A 22,447-nucleotide genomic window follows, 5' to 3' on the forward strand; every position below is an offset into this window, starting at 1 on the left:
TACTATTTTTGCCACAAGTTAAACAAAACGGGATTACATATACAAATGCTGTCAAAATTAGCCGCAGGTTACTTATTGCAGGCTATTTTTCAATACTGATACTATGTTGAACAGGAAACTGAATGTTTTTTTACCTCTTTTATTTGCAATAGTGCTGGCGCTGGGTATGTACCTGGGACATCAGATGCCCGGATCCAACTCAGGAGCACAGACACTGCTGTTCAGCAGAGCTCCTCAGGGTCCCCTGCAGGAAGTGATGGACCTCCTCAAAGTGAAATACGTTGATACCTTACAGGTAGCTGATCTCCAACAGGAAGCCATCGAAGGCTTGTTAGGCCACCTGGACCCCCACTCCGTTTACATCCCGCCTTCCAATGTAGAAGAAGTGAATGAAGATCTGGATGGTGCTTTCCAGGGTATTGGTGTCGAATTCAATATTACCGCTGATACTGTAAACATAATATCTGTAATCGCTGGCGGTCCTTCAGAATCTGCCGGAGTGAAAACAGGCGATAAGATCATTAAAGTCAACGATTCCCTGGTAGCCGGTAATGGCATCACCGCAGATAAGATCCGCAAATTGTTACGCGGACCTAAAGAATCCAAAGTGGTGATCAGCATGTTGCGCCAGCAGAAAATACAGCAGATCCAGATTACCCGTGGCGTGATTCCTTTGTACAGCGTGGATGCCAGCTACATGATCACTCCCGAAATAGGTTATATCAAAATCAGCAAATTCGCAGGTACTACCTACCAGGAGTTTATAGAGGCGATGCGTAAACTGCAAAAGACCGGCATGACTAAACTCGTGATAGACCTGCGTCAGAATCCGGGTGGATATCTGGATGCGGCTACCCGTATTGCAGATGAACTGCTGGACGATAATAAACTGATCCTCTACACCAAAGGCAAAAGCTACCCACGTACAGACTACGACTGCGAAAAACCAGGTCTCTTTGAAAGAGGAGCATTGGCGATTCTTGCAGACGAAGGTTCTGCCAGTGCCAGTGAAATATTAGCAGGTGCGGTGCAGGACTGGGACCGCGGTACTATTATTGGTCGCCGTACCTTCGGAAAAGGACTGGTACAGGAACAATTTGACCTGAGTAATGGTGGTGCTTTACGCCTTACTGTAGCCCGTTACTATACGCCTTCCGGCAGAAGTATACAGAAGTCTTATGCAAATGGCCGTGAAGCATATGATGAAGACATCATGAATCGTTTCAATCATGGTGAGTTTGTAAACAAAGACAGTATCAAACAACTGGATACGGTACAATATAAAACAGCGAAAGGCCGAGTTGTTTATGGCGGCGGTGGTATCACTCCGGATGTATTTATACCTTTTGATACCAGCCGTTTCTCTAACGTAATTGCCAGCATGTATGCACGCAGTACTTTCAGCAACTTTGCTTATCAGTATTATAACTCACACAGAGATCAGTTCAAGGGATATAAAGATGCAGGTGTATTCAGCAAACAGTTTGAGCTGAACAACGATATCTATAATGCATATAAAAACTTTGCAGCAAAAGATAGCGTACGCGGTATTGAAACCATTAAACCACATGATGAAGTAGAAATCAGAACCCGTCTGAAAGCATTACTGGCACGTCAGATATGGAGTTATGAAGGTTTTTATGAATCGATGAATAAGGATGATGAAATGGTGAAGAAAGCCGTGGGAATTTTACAAACAGAGAAATAAGATATACTGATATAAGTAGAAAAAGGGTTGATCAATGATCAACCCTTTTTCTATTAGCATAAAAAAACCGCACCGTTTTCACGATGCGGCTTATAACTTGACAAAACAGATTAGTGTTTTGCTTCAGTAGCAGGTGCAGTAGTATCAGCTACAACAGCAGCTGTATCAGCAACAACAGCAGCAGTATCCACAGCTGGAGCAGCTACAGTGTCAACAGCAGGAGCAGTAGCAGTAGAGTCAGTAGTTGATTCTGAAGAACCACCGTTACAAGCTACAAAGAAGATACCAGCAGCAGCTGCTAAGAAGAATAATTTTTTCATGCTTTAATGTTTTAAAGAAGCGCAAAGGTATATAGATATTTTTAATTATGAAAGCCCTTAGCGCTGACAATATGGCAATATTTTTATTTTTTCCTGAAAAACAGCCTCACAGGCACACCTTCGAAGTCAAAATTCTCACGGATTTTATTTTCCAGGTAATTTTTATACGGTTGTTTTACATCATCTGGCAGATTACAGAAGAATGCAAATGCAGGTGTATGTGTAGGTAACTGCGTTACATACTTAATTTTAATTGCGATACCTCTTACTACCGGTGGATGGAATGCTTCAATTGCTTTCAGCATTACTTCATTCAGTTTAGAAGTAGCGATTCTGCGCTTCCTGTTTTCATATACACGCAGCCCTTCTTCAATAGCCCTGAATATGCGCTGTTTTTCGGTAACAGAGGTGAAAATGATAGGTACATTACTGAATGGGGCCAGGCGGCTTCTCAGTTCCTTTTCATAATCACGGGCAGTATTAGTACCCTTATCATCTATCAGGTCCCATTTATTCACCAGTACTACCAGGCCCTTTCCTTTACGGCCTGCCATACTGAAGATGTTAAGATCCTGTCCTGTAATACCTTGTGTGGCATCCAGCAGCAAGAGACATACATCTGCTTCATCCATTGCCTTAATGGCACGGATAACGGAATAAAACTCCAGGTCTTCATGTACTTTCGCTTTACGGCGGATACCCGCTGTATCTATCAGTATGAACTCTTTCTGGAATAATTTATAGTGGGTGTGAATGGTATCACGTGTAGTTCCGGGAATATCGGAAACGATGTTACGTTCCGCTCCTATCAGTGCATTCAGTAAAGATGATTTCCCTACGTTTGGCTGACCGATAATCGCAAATTTTGGTACTGCATCATCACCGGGTAATGCCTGTTCATCTTCAGGGATACCAGCAGCTACTTCATCAAGTAATTCACCAGTACCACTGCCGCTCATAGAGGAGATAAAGAATACTTTGTCGAAGCCCAGGCTGTAAAACTCTGTTGCTTCCAGCATGCGGTTGCTGTTATCTACTTTATTGATCACCAGGTAAACCGGTTTGGAAGAACGGCGTAATACATTTGCCATTTCCTGGTCCAGATCGGTAATACCGGTAGCCACATCACAAATGAAAAGCAGCAGATTGGATTCCTCCATGGCTGTCTGCACCTGCTTGCGTATTTCACGTTCAAATATTTCTTCACTTCTCGGCACAAATCCGCCGGTGTCTATTACGTTGAACGACTTCCCGTTCCAGTCAGCAATACCGTACTGCCGATCGCGTGTTACACCGCTAACATCATCCACAATTGCCTTACGCTGTTCCAGCAAACGGTTGAACAGGGTAGATTTACCCACATTAGGACGACCAACGATTGCTACTGTAAATCCTGACATAACATTTAAAAATTGCGAATGATCAATGACAGGCATTGATCATTGAAAATTGACTAATAACCGTATTCCTTTAAATAAATATCATTGTCGCGCCACTTGTTGCGAACTTTCACAAACAATTCAAGGAATACTTTCTGACCCACAAACTTTTCGATATCCTGGCGGGCTAAGGTGCCTATCTTTTTAATAGAAGACCCTTTATCACCAAGTATAATTGCTTTCTGTGTTTCTCTTGTAACGATAATTTCCGCTGTTATTTTGATCAGCGTTGTTTTCTCCTGATACTGTGTAACGGCTACGGCAGTATGGTAGGGAATTTCTTCATCAAAAAGATGGAAGATTTTCTCCCGTATCATCTCTGCAACAAAGAACCGTGTAGACTTATCAGTTAACGTATCATCCGGGTAAAACGCTTCGCTTTCCGGTAACAGACCTACTATGCGTTCGAGCAACGCTGGTATTCCGTCTTTCTTTAGTGCAGAAATAGCCACTACTTCGGCTTTACCCCATGCTTCACATTGCTTTATCACTTCATCCAGCGCTTCCTTTTTCAGAAGGTCTGCCTTGTTTACAACAAGGATACAGGTGGCTTTTAATCTTAATGAGCTAAACAATTCCAGGTTCTCTGCAACGTTGTCCCTCGCGTCCATCATCAGCATGGCGATATCTGCATCTTCCAGAGCAGATTTTACCGCACCCATCATCTTTTCGTGTAGCCTGTATTTGGGATCAATAATACCGGGTGTATCAGAAAATACGATCTGGTAATCTACTGTGGATACCACTCCGGTAATACGATGCCGCGTGGTTTGCACCTTTGGGGACACAATAGCCAGCTTCTCACCCACCAGAGCGTTCATCAGGGTGCTTTTGCCTGCATTAGCCTTACCAAAAATATTTACAAATCCTGCTTTGTGCATGTATTCTACCTTTTATAGCAATCCTCACAAATTTCCGGAACTTCCTGAAATAAAAAAAGCCGAATCACTTCGGCTCTTTTAGTGCTATGTTTTTGTAGCGAGGAGGGGATTCGAACCTCTGACCTTCGGGTTATGAGCCCGACGAGCTACCTCTGCTCTACCTCGCAATGAGGGTGCAAAGATAAGAGAAAAATAATCTCTACCAAATCTTTTTAAGAGAATTTAAATGCAGCCCCCGCTATCAGCCACCACAGCAGTTGTAGCGGGGTCTGCCAGTTTTAGAATGGAAGATCCTCTGCCTCAGAGGCGGTTTCATTTGTCACAGTCATGTCTTCCTGAAGACCAGAATCTCCATGTTTAGAGGATAAATCCTCACCATACTTTTGAGATTCGTCGTTCAGACTTCCCAATAATTCCAGTCTTGTTACGTACAGTTTTAATCTTGCCATAGGTTCTCCTGCCTTAGTAACATAAGATTCCACACCAGGTGTTCCTTCTAAGTACACCTGCTTACCTGTAGTAAGATAAGGAGCCACATTTAACTGTTTCCAGAAGGAACAGTCTACCCACGTAGTCTGTTCATGTTTCTCCCCCTGCTGATTTGTGAACCTGCGCGTGTGCGCAGCACTGAAACTCAATAATGGTGTGCCGTTTACTTCCTTCCGGACAGCATCATGCCCCAGATAACCAATGAACTGAAGTTTGATCATACTGATTAAATTGATAAATGGTTAACAATAAAAAGCGGAAGTTCGAACGGGGAGATATAGATGGATCAATAAATCCATTTGTATAGGGAAATTAAATAATTTTTTACACCCGCAAAAATATTTTCTCTTTTTAACAACAGCAGCTATACCTTTGCATTGGAAACCGGAGTTGCGTACGTTACGCAAATATTACTACTGCCGGCTTCACCTCGGGGTGCCTTACTATCAGGCTGAGATCAGACCCGTTGAACCTGACCAGGTAATGCTGATCAGGAAAGGTAAGCGAACAATCTCTTCCTTACCCGGAAAATAAATAAGCAACAAGCCGCCGGCTATAAGCATGTTTCATTGCTTACAGTCTGCCAATTGCTGCTGATAATTTGTAGCTATTAAATTACAATAGTCCATGAGACAACTTCTATGCTTATTGCTGCTATGCAGCACCGGGATGTTACACGCACAAACCACTCTTACCGGCACCGTTACAGATAAAAAAAGCGGCCATCCGCTGGAAGGCGTATCTGTTACCCTGCAGCCCAATAACACAGGCACACGCACCAATATCAACGGTCACTACCGCCTTATCATGCCCGCTAAAGGCTCCTATACATTACAAGCCAGCTACCTGGGATATAAAACTTTCAGCACTACCGTCAACAGCGATACTCATATAGATATTGTACTGGAAGAAACCGGGCTGTTCGTAAAACCCGTTGAAATCACCAGTTTACGCGCCGGTGAACACGCTCCCTTTACACAGTCTACTTTAACCGCAGAAGACATCAAAAAACAAAACCTCGGACAGGACCTCCCTATGCTGCTGAATCAGCAACCAGGTGTAGTTGTAAACTCAGATGCCGGTACAGGCATCGGTTACACCGGTATCCGCGTAAGAGGTTCTGATATCACCCGTATCAACGTTACCGCCAACGGTATCCCCGTTAATGACGCTGAATCACAAGGCACTTACTTCGTAGATATGCCCGACTTCGCCTCTTCCGTTAGCAGCATTCAACTGCAACGCGGCGTAGGTACTTCTACCAACGGCGCCGGTGCTTTCGGAGCTTCCTTAAACCTCAGTACCAACGATTTCCGCGATAAAGCCTACGGCGAAATCAGCAGCAGCTTCGGATCTTTCAACTCCTGGAAGAACACCGTAAGAGCAGGCTCCGGCTTGATTAACGGTCACTTTACCATAGATGCAAGACTCTCTAAAATATCCTCCGACGGATATATAGACCGTGCTTCTTCAGATCTGAAGTCCTTCTATACCTCAGCTGCTTATATTTCCAAAAACACCGCTATCAGATTTAATATCTTCTCCGGTACAGAAAAGACTTACCAGGCCTGGAACGGCGTGCCACAGGATTCCCTGAAAACACACCGTACCTATAACTCTGCCGGTCAGCGTTCAGACGGCACTTACTACAATAATGAAACGGATAACTATCAACAGGATAATTATCAGCTGTTCCTGAACCAGTCCCTCAGCAGCAAATTAAACTTCAACGTTGCACTGCATTACACCCGTGGTAAAGGTTACTACGAACAATACAGGGAACAGGATACATATGCAGCTTACGGTATAGCAGATCCTATTATCAACGGCGCACCAGTAACGAATACTGACCTCATACGCCAGCTGTGGCTCGACAATAACTTCTACGGTAGCATCTACTCCATCAACTACAAAGGAGATCGCCTCAACTGGAGTTTAGGTGGTGGCTGGAACCGCTATGAAGGTGGTCACTACGGTAAAATTATCTGGGCACAATATGCTATTGATAAAGACCATAAATACTACGACCTGGACGCTACAAAAAGAGATGTGAACGTATACTGGAAAGGAGAATACAAACTCACCAGCGCATTACGTTTATTTGCAGATCTGCAATACCGCAATGTGAAATACAACATCGATGGTTTTGAAGATAACCCTACTCTCATTCAACATAACAACTATAACTTCTTCAATCCTAAAGCAGGTATCACTTATTCATTAAATGATCAGCAGGAAGTATATGCTTCTTTCGCTATCGGCAATAAAGAACCTAACCGCGATGACTTCGAAGCCGCTTTACAACAAACACCTAAAGCAGAAACATTACGCGATGTAGAAGCTGGTTATACCTTGCATGGTAATAATGTAGTATTGTCTGCCAATGTATATTACATGGATTATAAAAACCAGTTGGTACAAACCGGTAAACTCAATAATGTAGGCGCATACACACGTACTAATATTCCTAAAAGCTACCGCACTGGTATAGAATTACAGGGCAGTACAAGATTAGGAAACATTTTTGTGCTGGGATTAAATGCTGCACTGAGCCAGAATAAAGTAAAAGACTTTACTACTTACATTGATAATTATGATACCGGCTTACAGGATACTGCTACTTATAAAAACAGTACCATCGCCTTCTCTCCTTCTTTTGTAGGTGGATATACATTAACAGCTAAACCTGTCAAACATTTAGAAATAAGTTTACTGGGGAAATATGTAAGCAGACAATACATGGACAACACAGGAGCGAAAGAACGTAGTCTGGATGGTTATTATACCAATGATCTCCGTTTCAATTATGTAGTACCTCAAAAGTTATTTAAAGAACTGGGATTATCTTTTATGCTTAATAACATCTTTGATAAAAAATATTCCCCTAACGGATATACCTATATGTATACTGAAAGTGGAAAATTAGTAAACAGTAATGGATACTATCCAATGGCAGGTACAAACTTCTTTGCAGGGATTAACATCTCCTTCTAAAAGAAAAAGGCCAGCTAAATCAGCTGGCCTTTTTTATAATTAACTTACTAATTTCTCTATCGCCTTATCCACTTTTTCAAAAGGGAAACCTGCTATCACCTCTTTCATCATCCTGCTCACTTCTTCATTCCCGGGATTTCCAATACTTCCTTCATGTGTATGTTTCACTTCTTTCCCCGGTGTAAAACTCCCGCGTTCAATATCTAATCCCACCTGCTTATAAGCCTCTCTGAAAGGTACACCAGACAACACTAAATCATTCACCACTTCCACACTAAACAAATACTGATACTTCGCATCATCCAGAATATTCTCTTTAATACGGATATTATCCAGCATAAGGCCAGCCATACGTAAACAATCTTTCAACGACTGAAACGCAGGGAACAAATTCTCTTTCAGCAACTGCAAATCCCTGTGATAACCACTTGGTAAATTAGTGATCATCATTGCAATCTCATTCGGCAAAGCCTGTAACTTATTACCATGAGAACGGATCAACTCCCATACATCAGGGTTCTTCTTATGCGGCATAATACTGGAACCGGTTGTCAGCTCATCAGGGAAAGTAATGAACCCAAAATTCTGGTTCATAAACAGACACGCATCCATAGCCATTTTAGCCAATGTAGCCCCAATACCCGCTAATCCGAATGCAACGATCTTCTCCGTTTTACCACGTCCCATCTGTGCATACACCACATTATAATTCAGATCATCAAAACCTAACAACTCCGTAGTCATAGTACGGTTAAGCGGAAAAGAAGAACCATACCCCGCAGCAGAACCCAGTGGGTTTTTATTCACTACTTTATACGCACTCTGTAATACCGTGAGATCATCTACCAGGCTCTCTGCATACGCACCAAACCACAATCCAAAAGAGGATGGCATAGCTATCTGCAGATGTGTATATCCCGGTAAAAGATGGTCTTTATATTCAGCGCTTTTCTTCTGTAATAATTCAAACAGCACATTCACTTCCTCCACCAGCACCTGTAATTCATGACGCAAAAACAGTTTCAGGTCCACTAAAACCTGGTCATTCCGGGAACGGCCACTATGGATCTTCTTACCCACTTCACCCAGGCGACGGGTAAGCAAAAGCTCCACCTGTGAATGAATATCCTCTACCCCTTCTTCCAGCTCAAAATCACCCGCAGCAATCTCTTTATAAATCTGTTTCAATTCGCGTTGCAAGATAACCAGTTCATCAGCAGTCAGCAGCCCAATGCTTTCCAGCATAGCAGTATGTGCCAGGGAACCCAGTACATCAAACGGCGCCAGGTAAGCATCCATCTCGCGGTCTTTTCCCACTGTGAACTTATCCACCTCAGCCAGCGCGGCTTTATCCTTTTGCCAAATTTTCATAATTATAAAATTTCTTCCAACAATTTAATATAACTGTCTATACCCTGACGAATTTCATCCAGGTAAATATATTCATCTGCTGTATGTGAACGGGCAGAATCACCTGGCCCCATTTTAATAGAAGTAGCTGGTATCAGTGCCTGATCTGAAGTAGTAGGTGAACCGTAACATGTTTTACCATGTTTGATACCACCCAGTACAAAAGGATGATCTAAAGGAATACCGGAAGGGCGCATACGCATAGAGCGTGGTTTCACTTCACATTGTACATGCTCCTGAATAATGGCTAATACCTGTTCTAAAGTGTATTGTTCCGTTACCCGCACATCCACCACAAAGGTACAATCTGCCGGTACTACGTTATGTGCTTTATTGGAAGTATTGATCACCGTTACGCTCATCTTTACCGGGCCTAATGTTTCAGACACCTTGGGATAACGGTAAGTACGGAACCATTCAATATCCGGCAATGCTTTGTACAATGCATTCTCTCCTTCATCACGTGCAGCATGACCCGCTTTACCATGCACCGTACAATCCAGTACCATCAGTCCTTTTTCTGCAATCGCCAGCTGAGTTTGTGTAGGTTCACCTACAATAGCAAACTCAATAGCCGGTAAAGAAGCAAGGATACTTTCTATACCATTTACACCACTGATCTCTTCTTCAGCAGTAGCTGTAAGAATGAGATTATATGCCAGGTCATTACGTTCGTAAAAATGCAGGAAAGTAGCGATGAGGCTTACCAGACATCCCCCGGCATCATTGCTGCCAAGGCCATACAGGCGGCCATCCACTACATCAGGAGAAAAAGGGTCACGGGTGTATTGCGGATTAGGCTTAACAGTATCGTGATGAGAATTGAAAAGGATTACGGGTTTGGCAGGATCAAAATACTTGTTCTTTGCCCATATATTATTTAAGTGCTGCTGGTACGGAATGTCTCTTTCTTTCAGGAAATTGCCAATCAGTTGTGCCGTACCCTGCTCCTCCTTGCTGATAGAAGGTGTAGCAATCAGCGACTGTAAAAGTTTTACTGCATCATCATACAATTGTTGGTTCCACATAGGTCAGCGTATTAAAGTACCCGCTACTGTATCAGAAGTATTACTCAGCACATCATCTGCATGTCCTATCAGCACTTCTTTTACCCCACTTTCAATAGCAGCAAAAGCGTTTTCCAGCTTAGGCAGAATCCCATCTGTCAATACCTTATCCTCCAGTAGCTCCTGGTATATTTGACGATCGATCAGGTTAATCACAGCATCATCATTGTTCGCATCATGCAGCACACCCTTCTTCTCAAAACAATAGATCAGTCTTACTTCATAATATTCCGATAAAGCTGTTGCCAGCGAAGAGGCAATAGTGTCTGCATTCGTGTTCAGCATCTGCCCTTTACCATCATGTGTAAGCGGAGCGAATACCGGTGTAAAGCCTGCTTCCAGCAATGCTTTCAGCGGTGCAGCCTGTACCTTGGAAACATCTCCCACAAATCCATAATCAATCTCTTTCACAGGACGTTTCACCGCCGGAATGATATTCGCATCTGCACCGGTTAACCCAATAGCATTACAGCCATTCGCCTGCAATTTGGCTACCAGTTGTTTGTTCACCAAACCACCATATACCATCGTCACTACATCAATAGTTTCCGCATCTGTAATACGGCGGCCATTCACATATTTAGATTCAATGCCCAGCTTATCTCCTATGCGGGTAGCTATCTTGCCACCACCATGGATCAATATCTTCTTGCCGGGAACTGCTGCAAATTTTCCAAGGAAACGTTGCAACAATTCCGGATTATCAATCACATTACCACCTACTTTAATAACAAAGATCATAAACTGCTTTTTAGGATCTCGCTCAACACTGCCTGTGCGGCCCATGTACGGTTACCTGCTTCTTTGATTACGATAGACTGTGGACCATCCAGCACTTCATCTGCTATCACCACATTCCTTCTTACCGGCAGACAGTGCATTACTTTCGCCTGATTAGTACCACGGAGTTTCTCGTTCGTCACCATCCAGTTACTGTCTGTACAAGTGATTTTACCATAATCTTCATAAGAAGACCAGTTCTTCACATATACAAAATCAGCTCCTTCCAATGCCTTATCCTGATCGTATTCTATCGGCGCACTACCGGTGAATTTTTTATCCAACTCATATCCTTTCGGATGTGTAATCACAAAATCAGCTTCTCCCCATGCATTCATCCACTCCGCAAAAGAGTTCGGCACTGCCTGTGGCAATGGCTTCACATGCGGGGCCCAGGTCATTACAACCTTGGGACGACGAGCCTGCTGCCACTCTTCTTTAATAGTGATAACATCTGTCAGGCTCTGCAAAGGATGCAGGGTAGCGCTTTCCAGGCTCACCACCGGAACGCCGGCATATTTAATAAACTGATTGATATATTTCTCTGTATAATCAGCTTCTTTATCTTTCAATCCGGGAAAAGTACGGATAGACAGGATATCAAAATACTGTCCCATAACAGCAGCTGCTTCCTTTACGTGTTCCGTTGTATTTCCGTTCATGATAGCGCCATCATTCATTTCCAGCTGCCAGCCTTCCTTGTCTATATTAAAGACCACAACTTCCATTCCCAGGTTTTTAGCAGCCACCTGCGTACTTAATCGTGTTCGCAGGCTTGGGTTCAGGAATATCATGCCCAGGGTTTTGTTTTCACCCAAAGTTTTGTCCTTGAAAGGTTGCTTTTTGTAGCCCAGTGCTGTCTCCACTAAACGCGGGACACTAGGTACATCATCTACGGAAATAAATTGTTTCATTGTGTATATAGCGCTGTAATGATGAATTTAATTGTTTTCCAGTTCCTTTTTGAATGCTGCCAGGAATTCATCTGCATGTTCCCTGGTGAGCGCCAGTGAAGGTAACAGGCGTATTACATTCGGCTTCGCTTCTCCGGTAAAGATCTTATGCTTGAACAGCAGTTCCTTTTTCACATGAGCCAGTGATTCCGGTAACTCAATACCTATCATCAGTCCTCTTCCTCTCACTTCCAGGATCTGCGGGAATTTCTTCAGCTCTTCGATCAGGTAAGCTCCTACTTCAGCCGCATTCTCTATCAGGTTATCTTTTTCAATCACTTCCAGTACTGCCAGTGCTGCTGCGCAAGCCAGGTGATTACCACCAAAGGTTGTGCCCAGTAAGCCGTAGGATGCCTGGATATGCGGCGCGATAATGATACCTCCGATAGGGAAACCGTTACCCATTCCCTTGGCCATAGTATAAATATCCGCATTTACATCTGCATAATCATGAGAAAAGAATCTGCCGCTTCTGCCATAACCGCACTGTACGCTGTCTGCAATGAATACCGCATTGTATTTATCACACAGCACCCTGATCTTTTGCAGGAAAGAGAAACTGGCTACCCTGATACCACCTACACCCTGTATCCCTTCTATAATCACAGAAGATACTTCGTTTTCTTCGAAAGCAGTTTGCAAGGCTGTTTCATCTTCCCATGGAAGAAATATTACATTATCGGTTTCATTTACCGGCGCTACGATTTTCGGATTGTCTGTCACCGCTACTGCCAGAGAAGTTCTGCCATGGAATGATTTCCTGAAAGCAATCACTTTCTTCTTGCCATTATGGAAAGAAGCCAGTTTTAATGCGTTCTCATTGGCTTCTGCACCGGAGTTACACAGGAATAACTGGTAATCTTCCTTACCGGAGATCTTACCCAGCTTTTCTGCTAACTGTTTCTGTAAAGGAATATGAATGGAATTGGAATAAAATCCTACTTTATGCAGCTGGTCTGTGAGACGTTTTACATAATGGGGGTGAGTATGACCGATAGAAATAACGGCATGACCACCATACAGATCTAAATATTTAACACCTTTATCGTCCCATACATTGGAACCCAGGGCTTTCTCTATAGTAATATCGTTAACGGGATATACGTCAAATAATTGCATTAGTTATTAAGTTGCGGGACCATCCGGAAGGGGTCCATATTGTGATGAAAGAGATACTTAAAATACGATCGACTTCAACTTAAGTCCTGCCGTTTCTTCCAGTCCGCACATGACGTTCATATTCTGCACCGCTTGTCCTGATGCACCTTTCAACAGGTTATCTTCTATAGAATGAATCACCAGTTTATTACCTGTTTTTTCCAGTTGGATCAGGCATTTATTGGTATTCACTACCTGCTTGAGGTCTATTTGTCTGTCGCTTACATGTGTGAACGGATGACCGGCATAATATGCTTTATACAGCTGCTGTGCTTCTTCCAGAGAAAGATCACTTTCCAGGTAGGATGTCACCCAGATTCCTCTGGCGAAATCCCCGCGTACCGGTACAAAGTTGATATCGGCGGCAAAAGAAGGCTGCAACAGCTGCAGGCTTCGTCGTATCTCTTTCAGATGCTGATGGGTGAGTACTTTATAAGTGGATACGTTATTGGCCCTCCATGTAAAATGGGAAGTAGATTGCAGGCTCTGACCGGCGCCGGTAGATCCGGTAATACCAGTTGTATGCACTTCTTTCAGCAATCCTGCTTTGGCCAGTGGTAATAATCCAAGTTGTATAGCTGTAGCAAAACAACCCGGATTGGCAATATTTTTAGCTGTAGCTATCTTTTCACGTTGCATCTCGGGCAATCCGTACACAAACTCCCGGCCGTTCACGCTCTCGCCCAGTCTGAAATCCTGACTCAGATCTATCACCTTTACAGATGCGTCGATCTCATTGGCTTCCAGGAATTTCTTTGCTTCCCCATGTCCAAGACAAAGGAAGAGAACATCTATCTCATTACTCAGCTCACCTGTAAAGGTCAGCTCTGTTTCCCCCAATAAATCTGCATGCACAGCATACAGGGGATTACCGACATTACTCCGGCTATGAACAAAAGAAATAATTACATCAGGATGATTCAATAAGATCCGGATCATCTCTCCGCCAGTATATCCTGCTCCACCGATGATCCCTGCCTTTATCTTTTTATCGTTTGCCATTTTATAGTCTATTTAGCGCTTTCAGATACCTGGTGCCAGATCATAGTCTGGTTACCGAATATCTTGCTGAAGCCTCTTACATCTTCACCACTCCAGCCGTTATTCATTTCCCCGTATTTACCAAATTTGCTGCTCATCAGATCATAAACAGACTCAATACCTGTTACCTGGAATCGATATGGCTGTAATGTTACAAACACATCACCGGTAACATGCTGCTGACTGTTCTGCAGATAAGCTTCAATGTCGCGCATTACCGGGTCCATAATCTGACCTTCATGCAGCCAGTTACCGTAGAACTGTGACAGCTGATCTTTCCAGCTTAACTGCCATTTTGTAAGTACGTGTTTTTCCAGCGCATGGTGTGCTTTGATGATCACCACAGGAGCGGCGGCTTCAAAACCTACACGGCCTTTAATACCGATGATGGTATCACCCACATGTATATCGCGGCCCAAAGCAAATGGTCCTGCCAATGTTTGTAAATACTGAATGGCTTCGGTAGGATGTGAAAACGTCTTATCATTTACACCGGTTAATTCACCTTTCTCGAAATGCAGTTTCACCTGTTCAGCATCCGTTCTGGATAACTGGGTAGGCCATGCTTCTTCCGGCAGGAAACCATTGGAGTTCAATGTTTCTTTACCACCTACAGATGTACCCCAGATACCTTTATTGATAGAGTATGCAGCTTTTTCGAAGTTCATCTGTACTCCTTTACCCTTGAGATAGGAAATCTCTTCTTCACGGCTCAGTTTCAGATCACGTATAGGAGTAATAATTTCAACACCAGGGATCATGATATGAAAGATCATATCAAAACGCACCTGGTCGTTACCCGCACCGGTACTGCCATGCGCAACCGCAGTAGCACCTACTTCCTTCACATGTTCGGCAATGGCAATTGCCTGGCTCATACGCTCAGCACTTACGCTCAGCGGATAAGTATTGTTTTTCAGTACGTTACCGAATACCAGGTACTTAATTACATTATCATAATAAGAGTGTACTGTATTTACAGCTTTATGGCTCTTTACTCCCAGGTTATAAGCGCGTTTTTCGATTTCCACCAGTTCTTCTTCTGTGAAACCGCCGGTATTTACAATCACAGAATGCACTTCATATCCTTTTTCTTCTGTCAGATATTTCACGCAGTATGATGTATCAAGACCACCACTAAAACCCAGTACTACTTTTTTCATTTATGATAATATTTTAAAATTAAAACAGGTTGAATAAGAAGAACTTCTTTCTGCTGGAAGAAGCAGCGCCACCGCCATTGGTCTTCAGCAGCACGTATCTTTTAAAACGGATCCATCTTTCGAACAGCTTAAAGTTTCCTTTAAAGGTCCTGTCCTTCTTTTTATGATGCATCTGTCCGTTGGCAGCTACCAGCATCTGAGGCTGTACGTCTGTCAGCAGGGTGATGGAAGAAGCTCTCATATTAGCGGCTTTCGCTTCAGCTTCTTTCGCTTTCTCAGCGGGATCGTACAACATAGCAGTACACAGGCAGTTCTTACGGCCTTTGCTGGTTAATACGTCGAAGTTCACGCAGCTTCTGCATCCTTTCCAGAATTCTTCGTCATCTGTCAGCTCTGAATAGGTAACCGGCTCATAACCAAGCTCTGAGTTAATCTTCATCACAGCAAGACCCGTAGTTAAACCGAAGATCTTGGCATCAGGATATTTCTGTCTGGATAATTCGAACACCCGCATTTTAATTGCCTTGGCTACACCATGTCCCCGGAAAGCCGGGTTTACGATAAGCCCGGAGTTTGCCACGAATTTCTCATGACCCCATGCCTCTATATAGCAGAAACCTACCCATTCGCCTTTGTCTGTTACCGCAATTACGGCCTTACCTTCTTCCATTTTCAACTGCACATATTCCGGAGAACGTTTGGCAATGCCTGTTCCACGTGCCTTGGCAGAAGATTCCATCTCGTCGGTGATGGTTTTACCGTAATGCTGATCGTCAGCGGTCGCAACCCTGACAATGATATTTGGATTTTCCAATTTTGTCAATTGAAAATGTAAATCAATAAATAAGTCTTGAAATCCATTGCTGGATAAAGTCACCATATGTGATAAGGGAGTATCACGGTGCGATAGCGTGCATTTTGTAAGCGGACACTATCAAATACGAGGTCGTCGGGAAAGGAATCTACAGACGTTGAAGGCAACAGAGTACACACCTTCCGTTAAGGAAGGATGATAAGCGGAAACGTTAGTATGATTTGAAAAGTTTTCCAACTTCTGTTCAACATTAAATTGTTAAAAACTGTCTTTAATTAAATTCAAACGCAAAGTTATAATATTATTTTTTTATAACGCTGAAAAAAATTAAGACGATACGTTAAATTATGATCATCTATTTGCAAATTATGGGCCAATTATTAATTATCATTCATTATCAACGACTTAAATATAACAGGCTCACTCCCAGCGCGACAGTAACCTTCAAATGAGTATCCCGCCTTCCATCAATTTTTGCAGAAATCATTATAAAAGAACAATCTAATTCTCTATTTTTAAACACCAGCTACTCATACACCACCAGCAATCACGTTATCGGCAGGAGTAAACCAAACAAAGCATGAAAAAGCAGCAATTACACCGGAGAAACTTTCTCAAAACCACCGTGGCCGCCAGCGTGGGACTTTCCCTGCTGAACACTCCGGCCCGGCTGTTCGCAAATGTCAAAAAAGAAAAGGTAAGAGTAGGCCTTATCGGGGTAGGCGCCCGTGGACAAGGTCATCTTAGCCTCTGTCTCCATCGGGATGATGTAGACGTTGTTGCCATCGCGGACCCCGACGTAAACTTCGCTATTCCTCAATGCCGCGAACTGATCACAAAGATCTACGGCGGCAAAAGAAAAGTAGCAGAGTATACCAATGGCCCCGAAGACTTTTACAACCTCCTGAAAAGAGACGACATCGATGCTGTCATCATTGCCACCCCCTGGGAATGGCATACCATCCAGGCCGTAGCCGCTATGAAAGCGGGCAAAACACCTGCCGTGGAAGTATGCGGCGCATCCGATGTACAGGAATGCTGGAGCCTCGTCAACACCAGTGAAGACACAGGCATTCCCCTCTTTGGTATGGAAAATGTTTGTTACCGCCGGGATGTAATGGCAGTACTGAACATGGTCCGCCAGGGTTTATTCGGAGAAATCACCCACTTACAGGGTGGTTATCAGCACGATCTGCGTCCGGTTAAATTCAACAACGGTAAACAGATTTCGGGTGGTGGCGTGGAATTTGGCGACAAAGCCATCTCTGAAGCCAAATGGAGGACCAACCACAGCGTACACCGTAATGGTGACCTCTACCCTACTCATGGCCTGGGACCAGTTTCCAACATGATCAACATCAACAGGGGTAACCGCCTGCTGTCGCTTACTTCCGTAGCTACCAAAGCACGCGGATTACATAAATACATCGTTGAGAAAGGTGGTGCAGACCATCCAAACGCAAAAGTGGAGTTCAAACTGGGTGATATCGTCACTACACTGATCCGCACCAACAATGGTGAAACCATTATGCTGTCTCATGATACCAACTCTCCCCGTCCTTACTCATTAAATTTCCGTGTACAGGGAACTAATGGTCTTTGGATGGATGATAAAGCATCCGTTTATGTAGAAGGAAAAAGTCCTTATGATGAATGGGAAAAAGCAGGCGATGAAAAAACTGCCGGCAGCTACATGGAGAAATACGATCATCCGCTGTGGAAACGCTTCACCGCAAGCGCTGCAGGTGCAGGTCATGGAGGCATGGACTGGTATGTGATGAATTCATTTATTGAGAGTGTAAAACGAGGAGCGCCATATGCACTGGACGTATATGATCTTGCTACCTGGTACGCCATCACCCCGCTCAGTGAACAGTCTGTAGCCGAAGGCGGTAATGTACAGTACATTCCGGACTTTACACGCGGCCGCTGGATGAACAGGAAACCGATTTTCGCACTGGACGACCAGTACTAATACATAAAAAGGAAAGGCTTCCCGCTTGGGAAGCCTTTCCTTTTATAATGATATTCTTAAATTATCGTTGTCCTATTTTATGTCCTGCTACAGCATAAAACAGGATATAAATATAACAAGGCACCATGCAATAAAGGAATGCATGTGTGAAGTTTATTACATTTGACAGGGCGCCATAGATCTGTGGAATAACACCACCACCTACAATACCCATCACCAGTAATGCAGAACCGATCTTGGTAAAACGACCCAGTTTTGAAATAGCCAGGGGGAAAATAGCAGGCCACATCAGCGAATTAGCCAATCCCAGCAATGCAATAAAGGTAACTGCGGTATAACCTGTAGTTGAGAAAGCACCTATAGTGAAAATGATACCCAGTATAGCGCAAATCCGGAGACTCTTATCCTGGGAAAGATATTTTGGAATAGTAATAATACCTATTACATAACCTGCCAGCATAGCCACTAATGTAAATGAAGTAAAGTACCTGGTTTTATCAAGGCTCATACCAAGAGATTTACCATACAGCCCTATTACATCCCCTGCCATTACTTCAACACCCACATAAACAAAGATGCAGAATACACCTAACAACAGGTAAGGAAACTGGAAGATATTGGAACGTTGGGTGATGGTTGTTTTTTCATCAACCGGTTCGTCAGCAGCTTCTATTTCAGGAAGAGAGGAACGGTTGATCAGGAAAGCAATGATCACCAGTACGATAGCCAGTACCACATAAGGAATGATCACCCTTGAAGCAAGGCTATCCAGTAATACAGCTCTTTGAGCAACATCAGTAGCTTTTGCGATCTGATCTTCCAGGCCGGCTGCATTTTTCAATACAACAGCACCTATTACTAAAGGACTGATAACACCTGCAATTTTATTACAGATCCCCATGATACTGATGCGTTTTGCCGCACTTTCAATAGGTCCTATAATACTGGCGTAAGGATTGGAAGCTGTTTGCAGTAACGATAAACCACCTCCCTGTACAAAAAGGCCTGTCAGAAATAATGGAAAACTGCGGCTGTTAGCAGCAGGGATAAAGATCAGACAACCAGCCGCCATTATAACAAGACTGAGAGCCATACCACTTTTATAACCCGTTTTATTAATTACTAATGAGGATGGTAATGCAAGGAAAAAATAAGCCATGAAAAAAGCCAGCGTTACCAGTAATGCCTGAGAAATATTCAGCTCACACGCTATTTTCAGAAACTGGATCATCGTCCCGTTCACCCACGTTATAAAACCCATCAAAAAATAAAGGATGCCAAGAATACTCATGGACTGCACGAAACTAGCCTGTTTAGGCATGGCCAGTGACGATGACGCGGTGTTTGTCATACTGCTGCTTTAATGTTTTTTATAGATTTGATTGATACTTGCGAACATACTTAACAAAATCCGCATTTCATAATGATTAACGACCAACTAACACTTAATAATAGACAGATGCTAATTTTATATAGTAAATAGCTTAAAAAGTACACCTTTAGAATGCCATTTTAGGAATTAATCAAATTTCATTTGGTTTAGATAGAAATTTTACAACATATTAGCTAAAACGTTTTTGCATCAGAAAAATACTCAATAATTATTTGAAAATTTAGGAATTGTCGAAAAATAATTTATACATTTAACACGCAAAAATTACAGTAATTTAACACGTTTATGGCTCAACAAACAAAGCAAAGTACACATCCTTCTTTCTTTGTACTGATACTTGTATTTTTTTTCTGGGGATTTGTTGCTGCTTCCAACAGCATTTTTATTCCCTTCTGTAAGGCCCACTTTCAATTGAATCAGCTGGAATCCCAGCTGATCGACTTTTCATTCTATGGCGCTTACTTTATCGGCTCGTTATTGCTCTATCTCTTCTCAGCAATACGTGGCGTAGACATTTTAAACAAGATCGGCTACCAGAAAGGAATTATTTACGGCCTGCTCATTTCAGTTGTAGGCGCAATTGCGTTAATCGCAGCAGTGAATATCGGTAACGGCATGGCCAATACCACTTATGCCTTCTATCTTATTTTAGGTGCCTTCTTTATTGTAGCACTGGGCTTTTCCCTGCAGCAAACCGCGGCAAACCCTTTCGCCATCTTATTGGGAGATCCTGCAAAAGGTACACACCGCCTCAACCTGGCTGGTGGTATCAACTCTTTCGGTACAACTATCGGCCCGCTGGTAGTAAGTATCCTGCTTTTTGGCAGCGCCAAGAATGCTGATGCTGCTGCACACACAGACATCAGCAAGATCAACAGCCTTTATATACTGCTGATCGTACTGTTCCTCATCGCAGCAGTAATCTTCTGGTTCTCTAAAATGCCTAAAGAAACTTCCGACGAACCTTTCGAAACCTCTTCCAAAGCCAGTGGTGCCCTCACAGCTATATCAGCTATGTTCATCCTGATCCTGGTAGGTATCGGTCTGCACCAGGAACTGCCTTTCTTTATCACAGGTATTGTAGGTATCCTCGGTATCCTGTTCTATGCAAAGCTCACTTCACAGAAGAACGGCGAAGGCTGGGGCGCTATGAAGTATCCGCAGCTGGTGCTCGGCATGATCGCCATCTTTGTATACGTTGGTGTGGAAGTAACCATCGCCAGTAACATGGGCGCCCTGCTGAAACATCCCGGTTATCTTACACCATCAGGTTTGTCTGAATCAGAAATCGACCCTTACGTTTCCCTCTTCTGGGGAAGCATGATGGTGGGCCGCTGGACAGGCGCTATCACTGTATTCAACTTTTCAAAGAGGACCAACAAACTGCTCTCCGTTATAGTACCATTCGTGGCTTATGGTGTAGTATTAGGTGCAAACTCACTGAAAGGAACAGATGTAAGTGTATTATATCCTTATGCAGGTGTATTGGTTATCCAGATCATCGGTTTCTTTGCCGGTCAGGACAAACCAGCTAAAACATTAATGATCTTTGCGCTGTTAGGTATATTAGCAATGGTAATCGGTTTATTGTCTTCCGGTTCTGTTTCTATTTTTGCTTTTATCAGTGGAGGTTTATTCTGTTCTGTAATGTGGTCCTGCATTTTCGCATTATCCATTGCTGGTTTAGGAAAATATACCAGCCAGGGATCTTCTTTCCTTATTCTTATGATACTCGGTGGCTCTCTCATTCCTCCCGTACAGGGCGGTCTGGCAGATATTCCTTTCATAGGGATTCACCATTCTTATATAATACCGGTGGTATGCTTTGCATACCTGGCATTCTTCGCATTTAGAGTTAAAAACATATTAAAATCACAGGGCATTGATTATGAGTCAGCAATTAGCGGTGGGCATTGATATAGGAGGCACCAATACGAAGTTCGGCATAGTAGATCGCAGAGGTAACATTCTGTGTGATGGGCGTATGTTGACAAACCAGCATGAAGAAGTAGACGCTTTTCTGGACGAATTACACGGACATCTTTCCGTACTGATTGCCCAGGTAGGTGGTATAGAAAACATCAGAGGTATCGGCGTAGGCGCACCTAACGGTAATTTCTATACAGGTAACATTGAATATGCTCCTAACCTTCGCTGGAAAGGAGTAGTTCCCCTGGCAAAATTGCTGGAAGCTAAATTCGGCGTACCGGCTATTCTTACCAACGACGCCAATGCTGCTGCATTGGGTGAATTCATGTACGGCGCAGCAAGAAGCATGAGAGACTTTATTGTTATCACCCTGGGTACAGGCGTAGGTAGCGGTATCGTTGCGAATGGTCAGCTGATCTACGGACATGACGGTTTTGCAGGTGAACTGGGGCACTGTATCGTAATCCCTGGTGGCCGTCTGCACACCGGCACCGGCGCACACGGTTCCCTGGAAGCATACGCTTCCGCTACCGGTGTTACCAACACAGCATACGAATTCCTGGATGCCCGCCCTGATACCAAAAGTACCCTGCGCGATTACGCTAAGGAAGATATCAATTCCAAAGTAATATATGAAGCTGCCATGAAAGGCGATCCGCTGGCCATGGAAGTATATGAATTTACCGGTAAGATCCTGGGTGAAGCCCTGGCCAACTTCGTTATGTTCTCCAGTCCTGAAGCAATCGTACTGTTCGGTGGCCTTACAAAAGCCGGCGATCTGATCATGAAGCCAGTACGTGAACACATGGAAAAGAACCTGCTTCCGATCTTCCAGAATAAGGTAAAACTGGTCTTCTCCGAACTGCAGGAAAGCGATGCTGCCATCTTAGGCGCCAGCGCACTCGCATGGGAGATGAAAGACTAAAATCATAA

The 22,447-nt window shown here is 43.5% G+C and carries 18 protein-coding genes, 1 tRNA gene and 1 riboswitch; of the genes, 5 read left to right on the plus strand and 14 right to left on the minus strand.

All coding sequences use genetic code 11. The annotated features are described in order from the left end of the window. Nucleotides 1-103: 103 nt before the first annotated feature. Nucleotides 104-1,708: a S41 family peptidase gene (locus tag BMW86_RS03130; RefSeq protein WP_089778878.1), complete on the plus strand. Its 1,605-nt coding sequence runs from the start codon at nucleotides 104-106 to the stop codon at nucleotides 1,706-1,708. Nucleotides 1,709-1,818: 110 nt separating this feature from the next. Here the strand turns inward: BMW86_RS03130 and BMW86_RS03135 are convergent, their stop codons facing one another. The 5 genes from BMW86_RS03135 to BMW86_RS03155 all read right to left on the minus strand — a co-directional run bounded on the left by BMW86_RS03135 (nucleotide 1,819) and on the right by BMW86_RS03155 (nucleotide 5,058). Next, the gene (locus tag BMW86_RS03135; RefSeq protein WP_089778881.1) at nucleotides 1,819-2,028 is read right to left on the minus strand and encodes a hypothetical protein; all 210 of its coding nucleotides are present in this window, start codon (nucleotides 2,026-2,028) and stop codon (nucleotides 1,819-1,821) included. A gap of 83 nt (nucleotides 2,029-2,111) precedes the next feature. Beyond that, nucleotides 2,112-3,428: a ribosome biogenesis GTPase Der gene (gene der / locus BMW86_RS03140; protein ID WP_089778883.1), complete on the minus strand. Its 1,317-nt coding sequence runs from the start codon at nucleotides 3,426-3,428 to the stop codon at nucleotides 2,112-2,114. 53 nt (nucleotides 3,429-3,481) lie between these two features. After that, the gene (gene era, locus BMW86_RS03145; protein WP_089778885.1) at nucleotides 3,482-4,348 is read right to left on the minus strand and encodes a GTPase Era; all 867 of its coding nucleotides are present in this window, start codon (nucleotides 4,346-4,348) and stop codon (nucleotides 3,482-3,484) included. Between the two features lie 95 nt (nucleotides 4,349-4,443). After that, nucleotides 4,444-4,515 (minus strand) — tRNA-Met (locus BMW86_RS03150). Nucleotides 4,516-4,626: 111 nt separating this feature from the next. Continuing rightward, entirely contained in the window at nucleotides 4,627-5,058 is a 432-nt protein-coding gene (locus tag BMW86_RS03155; RefSeq protein ID WP_089778886.1) for a single-stranded DNA-binding protein, read from the minus strand. A gap of 200 nt (nucleotides 5,059-5,258) precedes the next feature. Then, nucleotides 5,259-5,351: riboswitch (TPP riboswitch) on the plus strand. Between the two features lie 113 nt (nucleotides 5,352-5,464). Here BMW86_RS03155 and BMW86_RS03160 point away from each other — a divergent pair. After that, nucleotides 5,465-7,831: a TonB-dependent receptor gene (locus BMW86_RS03160; RefSeq protein WP_089778888.1), complete on the plus strand. Its 2,367-nt coding sequence runs from the start codon at nucleotides 5,465-5,467 to the stop codon at nucleotides 7,829-7,831. 39 nt (nucleotides 7,832-7,870) lie between these two features. Here BMW86_RS03160 and argH read toward each other — a convergent pair whose 3' ends face one another. The 8 genes from argH to BMW86_RS03200 are packed head-to-tail and all read right to left on the minus strand — an operon-like array spanning nucleotide 7,871 to nucleotide 16,217. After that, a complete protein-coding gene (argH, locus tag BMW86_RS03165; RefSeq protein WP_089778890.1) occupies nucleotides 7,871-9,202 on the minus strand; it encodes an argininosuccinate lyase in 1,332 nt (443 codons plus the stop codon). Nucleotides 9,203-9,204: 2 nt separating this feature from the next. After that, complete coding sequence (locus tag BMW86_RS03170) at nucleotides 9,205-10,269, minus strand: M20 family metallo-hydrolase (protein WP_089778892.1); 1,065 nt, start codon at nucleotides 10,267-10,269, stop codon at nucleotides 9,205-9,207. 3 nt (nucleotides 10,270-10,272) lie between these two features. Next, nucleotides 10,273-11,049 (minus strand): acetylglutamate kinase, encoded by a 777-nt coding sequence (gene argB / locus BMW86_RS03175; protein WP_089778893.1) that lies wholly within the window; start codon nucleotides 11,047-11,049, stop codon nucleotides 10,273-10,275. After that, nucleotides 11,046-12,002 (minus strand): N-acetylornithine carbamoyltransferase, encoded by a 957-nt coding sequence (locus BMW86_RS03180; protein ID WP_089778895.1) that lies wholly within the window; start codon nucleotides 12,000-12,002, stop codon nucleotides 11,046-11,048. Before BMW86_RS03180 ends, argB begins: the two co-directional genes overlap by 4 nt. 27 nt (nucleotides 12,003-12,029) lie before the next feature. Further along, nucleotides 12,030-13,160: an aspartate aminotransferase family protein gene (locus BMW86_RS03185; protein WP_089778897.1), complete on the minus strand. Its 1,131-nt coding sequence runs from the start codon at nucleotides 13,158-13,160 to the stop codon at nucleotides 12,030-12,032. 57 nt (nucleotides 13,161-13,217) lie between these two features. Next, a complete protein-coding gene (gene argC, locus BMW86_RS03190) occupies nucleotides 13,218-14,201 on the minus strand; it encodes an N-acetyl-gamma-glutamyl-phosphate reductase (RefSeq protein WP_089778899.1) in 984 nt (327 codons plus the stop codon). Nucleotides 14,202-14,209: 8 nt separating this feature from the next. Further along, on the minus strand, nucleotides 14,210-15,403 hold the full coding sequence (locus BMW86_RS03195; RefSeq protein WP_089778901.1) for an argininosuccinate synthase: 1,194 nt from the start codon (nucleotides 15,401-15,403) through the stop codon (nucleotides 14,210-14,212). A gap of 19 nt (nucleotides 15,404-15,422) precedes the next feature. Beyond that, entirely contained in the window at nucleotides 15,423-16,217 is a 795-nt protein-coding gene (locus BMW86_RS03200; RefSeq protein WP_089783537.1) for a GNAT family N-acetyltransferase, read from the minus strand. A 580-nt stretch (nucleotides 16,218-16,797) separates the two neighbouring features. Here BMW86_RS03200 and BMW86_RS03205 point away from each other — a divergent pair. Continuing rightward, nucleotides 16,798-18,192, plus strand: a complete 1,395-nt coding sequence (locus tag BMW86_RS03205; protein WP_089778903.1) for a Gfo/Idh/MocA family protein — start codon at nucleotides 16,798-16,800, stop codon at nucleotides 18,190-18,192. A gap of 61 nt (nucleotides 18,193-18,253) precedes the next feature. Here the strand turns inward: BMW86_RS03205 and BMW86_RS03210 are convergent, their stop codons facing one another. Continuing rightward, nucleotides 18,254-19,543 carry a sugar MFS transporter gene (locus BMW86_RS03210; RefSeq protein WP_089778905.1) on the minus strand — a complete coding sequence of 430 codons (1,290 nt, stop codon included), beginning with the start codon at nucleotides 19,541-19,543 and terminating at the stop codon, nucleotides 18,254-18,256. Nucleotides 19,544-19,870: 327 nt separating this feature from the next. On the opposite strand from BMW86_RS03210, the gene BMW86_RS03215 reads away from it, so the two are divergent. Both BMW86_RS03215 and BMW86_RS03220 read left to right on the plus strand, forming a co-directional pair. Further along, entirely contained in the window at nucleotides 19,871-21,502 is a 1,632-nt protein-coding gene (locus tag BMW86_RS03215) for an MFS transporter (protein WP_089778907.1), read from the plus strand. Beyond that, on the plus strand, nucleotides 21,474-22,439 hold the full coding sequence (locus tag BMW86_RS03220) for an ROK family protein (RefSeq protein ID WP_089778909.1): 966 nt from the start codon (nucleotides 21,474-21,476) through the stop codon (nucleotides 22,437-22,439). Before BMW86_RS03215 ends, BMW86_RS03220 begins: the two co-directional genes overlap by 29 nt. The last annotated feature ends 8 nt before the right edge of the window (nucleotides 22,440-22,447 follow it).

Source organism: Chitinophaga sp. YR573, assembly GCF_900110995.1.
GTDB lineage: Bacteria > Bacteroidota > Bacteroidia > Chitinophagales > Chitinophagaceae > Chitinophaga.

Coding starts and splice junctions, on each gene's coding strand:
- BMW86_RS03130 (WP_089778878.1), top strand. CDS start 104: ATGTTGAACAGGAAACTGAATGTTTTTTTACCTCTTTTATTTGCAATA.
- BMW86_RS03135 (WP_089778881.1), bottom strand. CDS start 2,028: ATGAAAAAATTATTCTTCTTAGCAGCTGCTGCTGGTATCTTCTTTGTA.
- der (WP_089778883.1), bottom strand. CDS start 3,428: ATGTCAGGATTTACAGTAGCAATCGTTGGTCGTCCTAATGTGGGTAAA.
- era (WP_089778885.1), bottom strand. CDS start 4,348: ATGCACAAAGCAGGATTTGTAAATATTTTTGGTAAGGCTAATGCAGGC.
- BMW86_RS03155 (WP_089778886.1), bottom strand. CDS start 5,058: ATGATCAAACTTCAGTTCATTGGTTATCTGGGGCATGATGCTGTCCGG.
- BMW86_RS03160 (WP_089778888.1), top strand. CDS start 5,465: ATGAGACAACTTCTATGCTTATTGCTGCTATGCAGCACCGGGATGTTA.
- argH (WP_089778890.1), bottom strand. CDS start 9,202: ATGAAAATTTGGCAAAAGGATAAAGCCGCGCTGGCTGAGGTGGATAAG.
- BMW86_RS03170 (WP_089778892.1), bottom strand. CDS start 10,269: ATGTGGAACCAACAATTGTATGATGATGCAGTAAAACTTTTACAGTCG.
- argB (WP_089778893.1), bottom strand. CDS start 11,049: ATGATCTTTGTTATTAAAGTAGGTGGTAATGTGATTGATAATCCGGAA.
- BMW86_RS03180 (WP_089778895.1), bottom strand. CDS start 12,002: ATGAAACAATTTATTTCCGTAGATGATGTACCTAGTGTCCCGCGTTTA.
- BMW86_RS03185 (WP_089778897.1), bottom strand. CDS start 13,160: ATGCAATTATTTGACGTATATCCCGTTAACGATATTACTATAGAGAAA.
- argC (WP_089778899.1), bottom strand. CDS start 14,201: ATGGCAAACGATAAAAAGATAAAGGCAGGGATCATCGGTGGAGCAGGA.
- BMW86_RS03195 (WP_089778901.1), bottom strand. CDS start 15,403: ATGAAAAAAGTAGTACTGGGTTTTAGTGGTGGTCTTGATACATCATAC.
- BMW86_RS03205 (WP_089778903.1), top strand. CDS start 16,798: ATGAAAAAGCAGCAATTACACCGGAGAAACTTTCTCAAAACCACCGTG.
- BMW86_RS03210 (WP_089778905.1), bottom strand. CDS start 19,543: ATGACAAACACCGCGTCATCGTCACTGGCCATGCCTAAACAGGCTAGT.
- BMW86_RS03215 (WP_089778907.1), top strand. CDS start 19,871: ATGGCTCAACAAACAAAGCAAAGTACACATCCTTCTTTCTTTGTACTG.
- BMW86_RS03220 (WP_089778909.1), top strand. CDS start 21,474: ATGAGTCAGCAATTAGCGGTGGGCATTGATATAGGAGGCACCAATACG.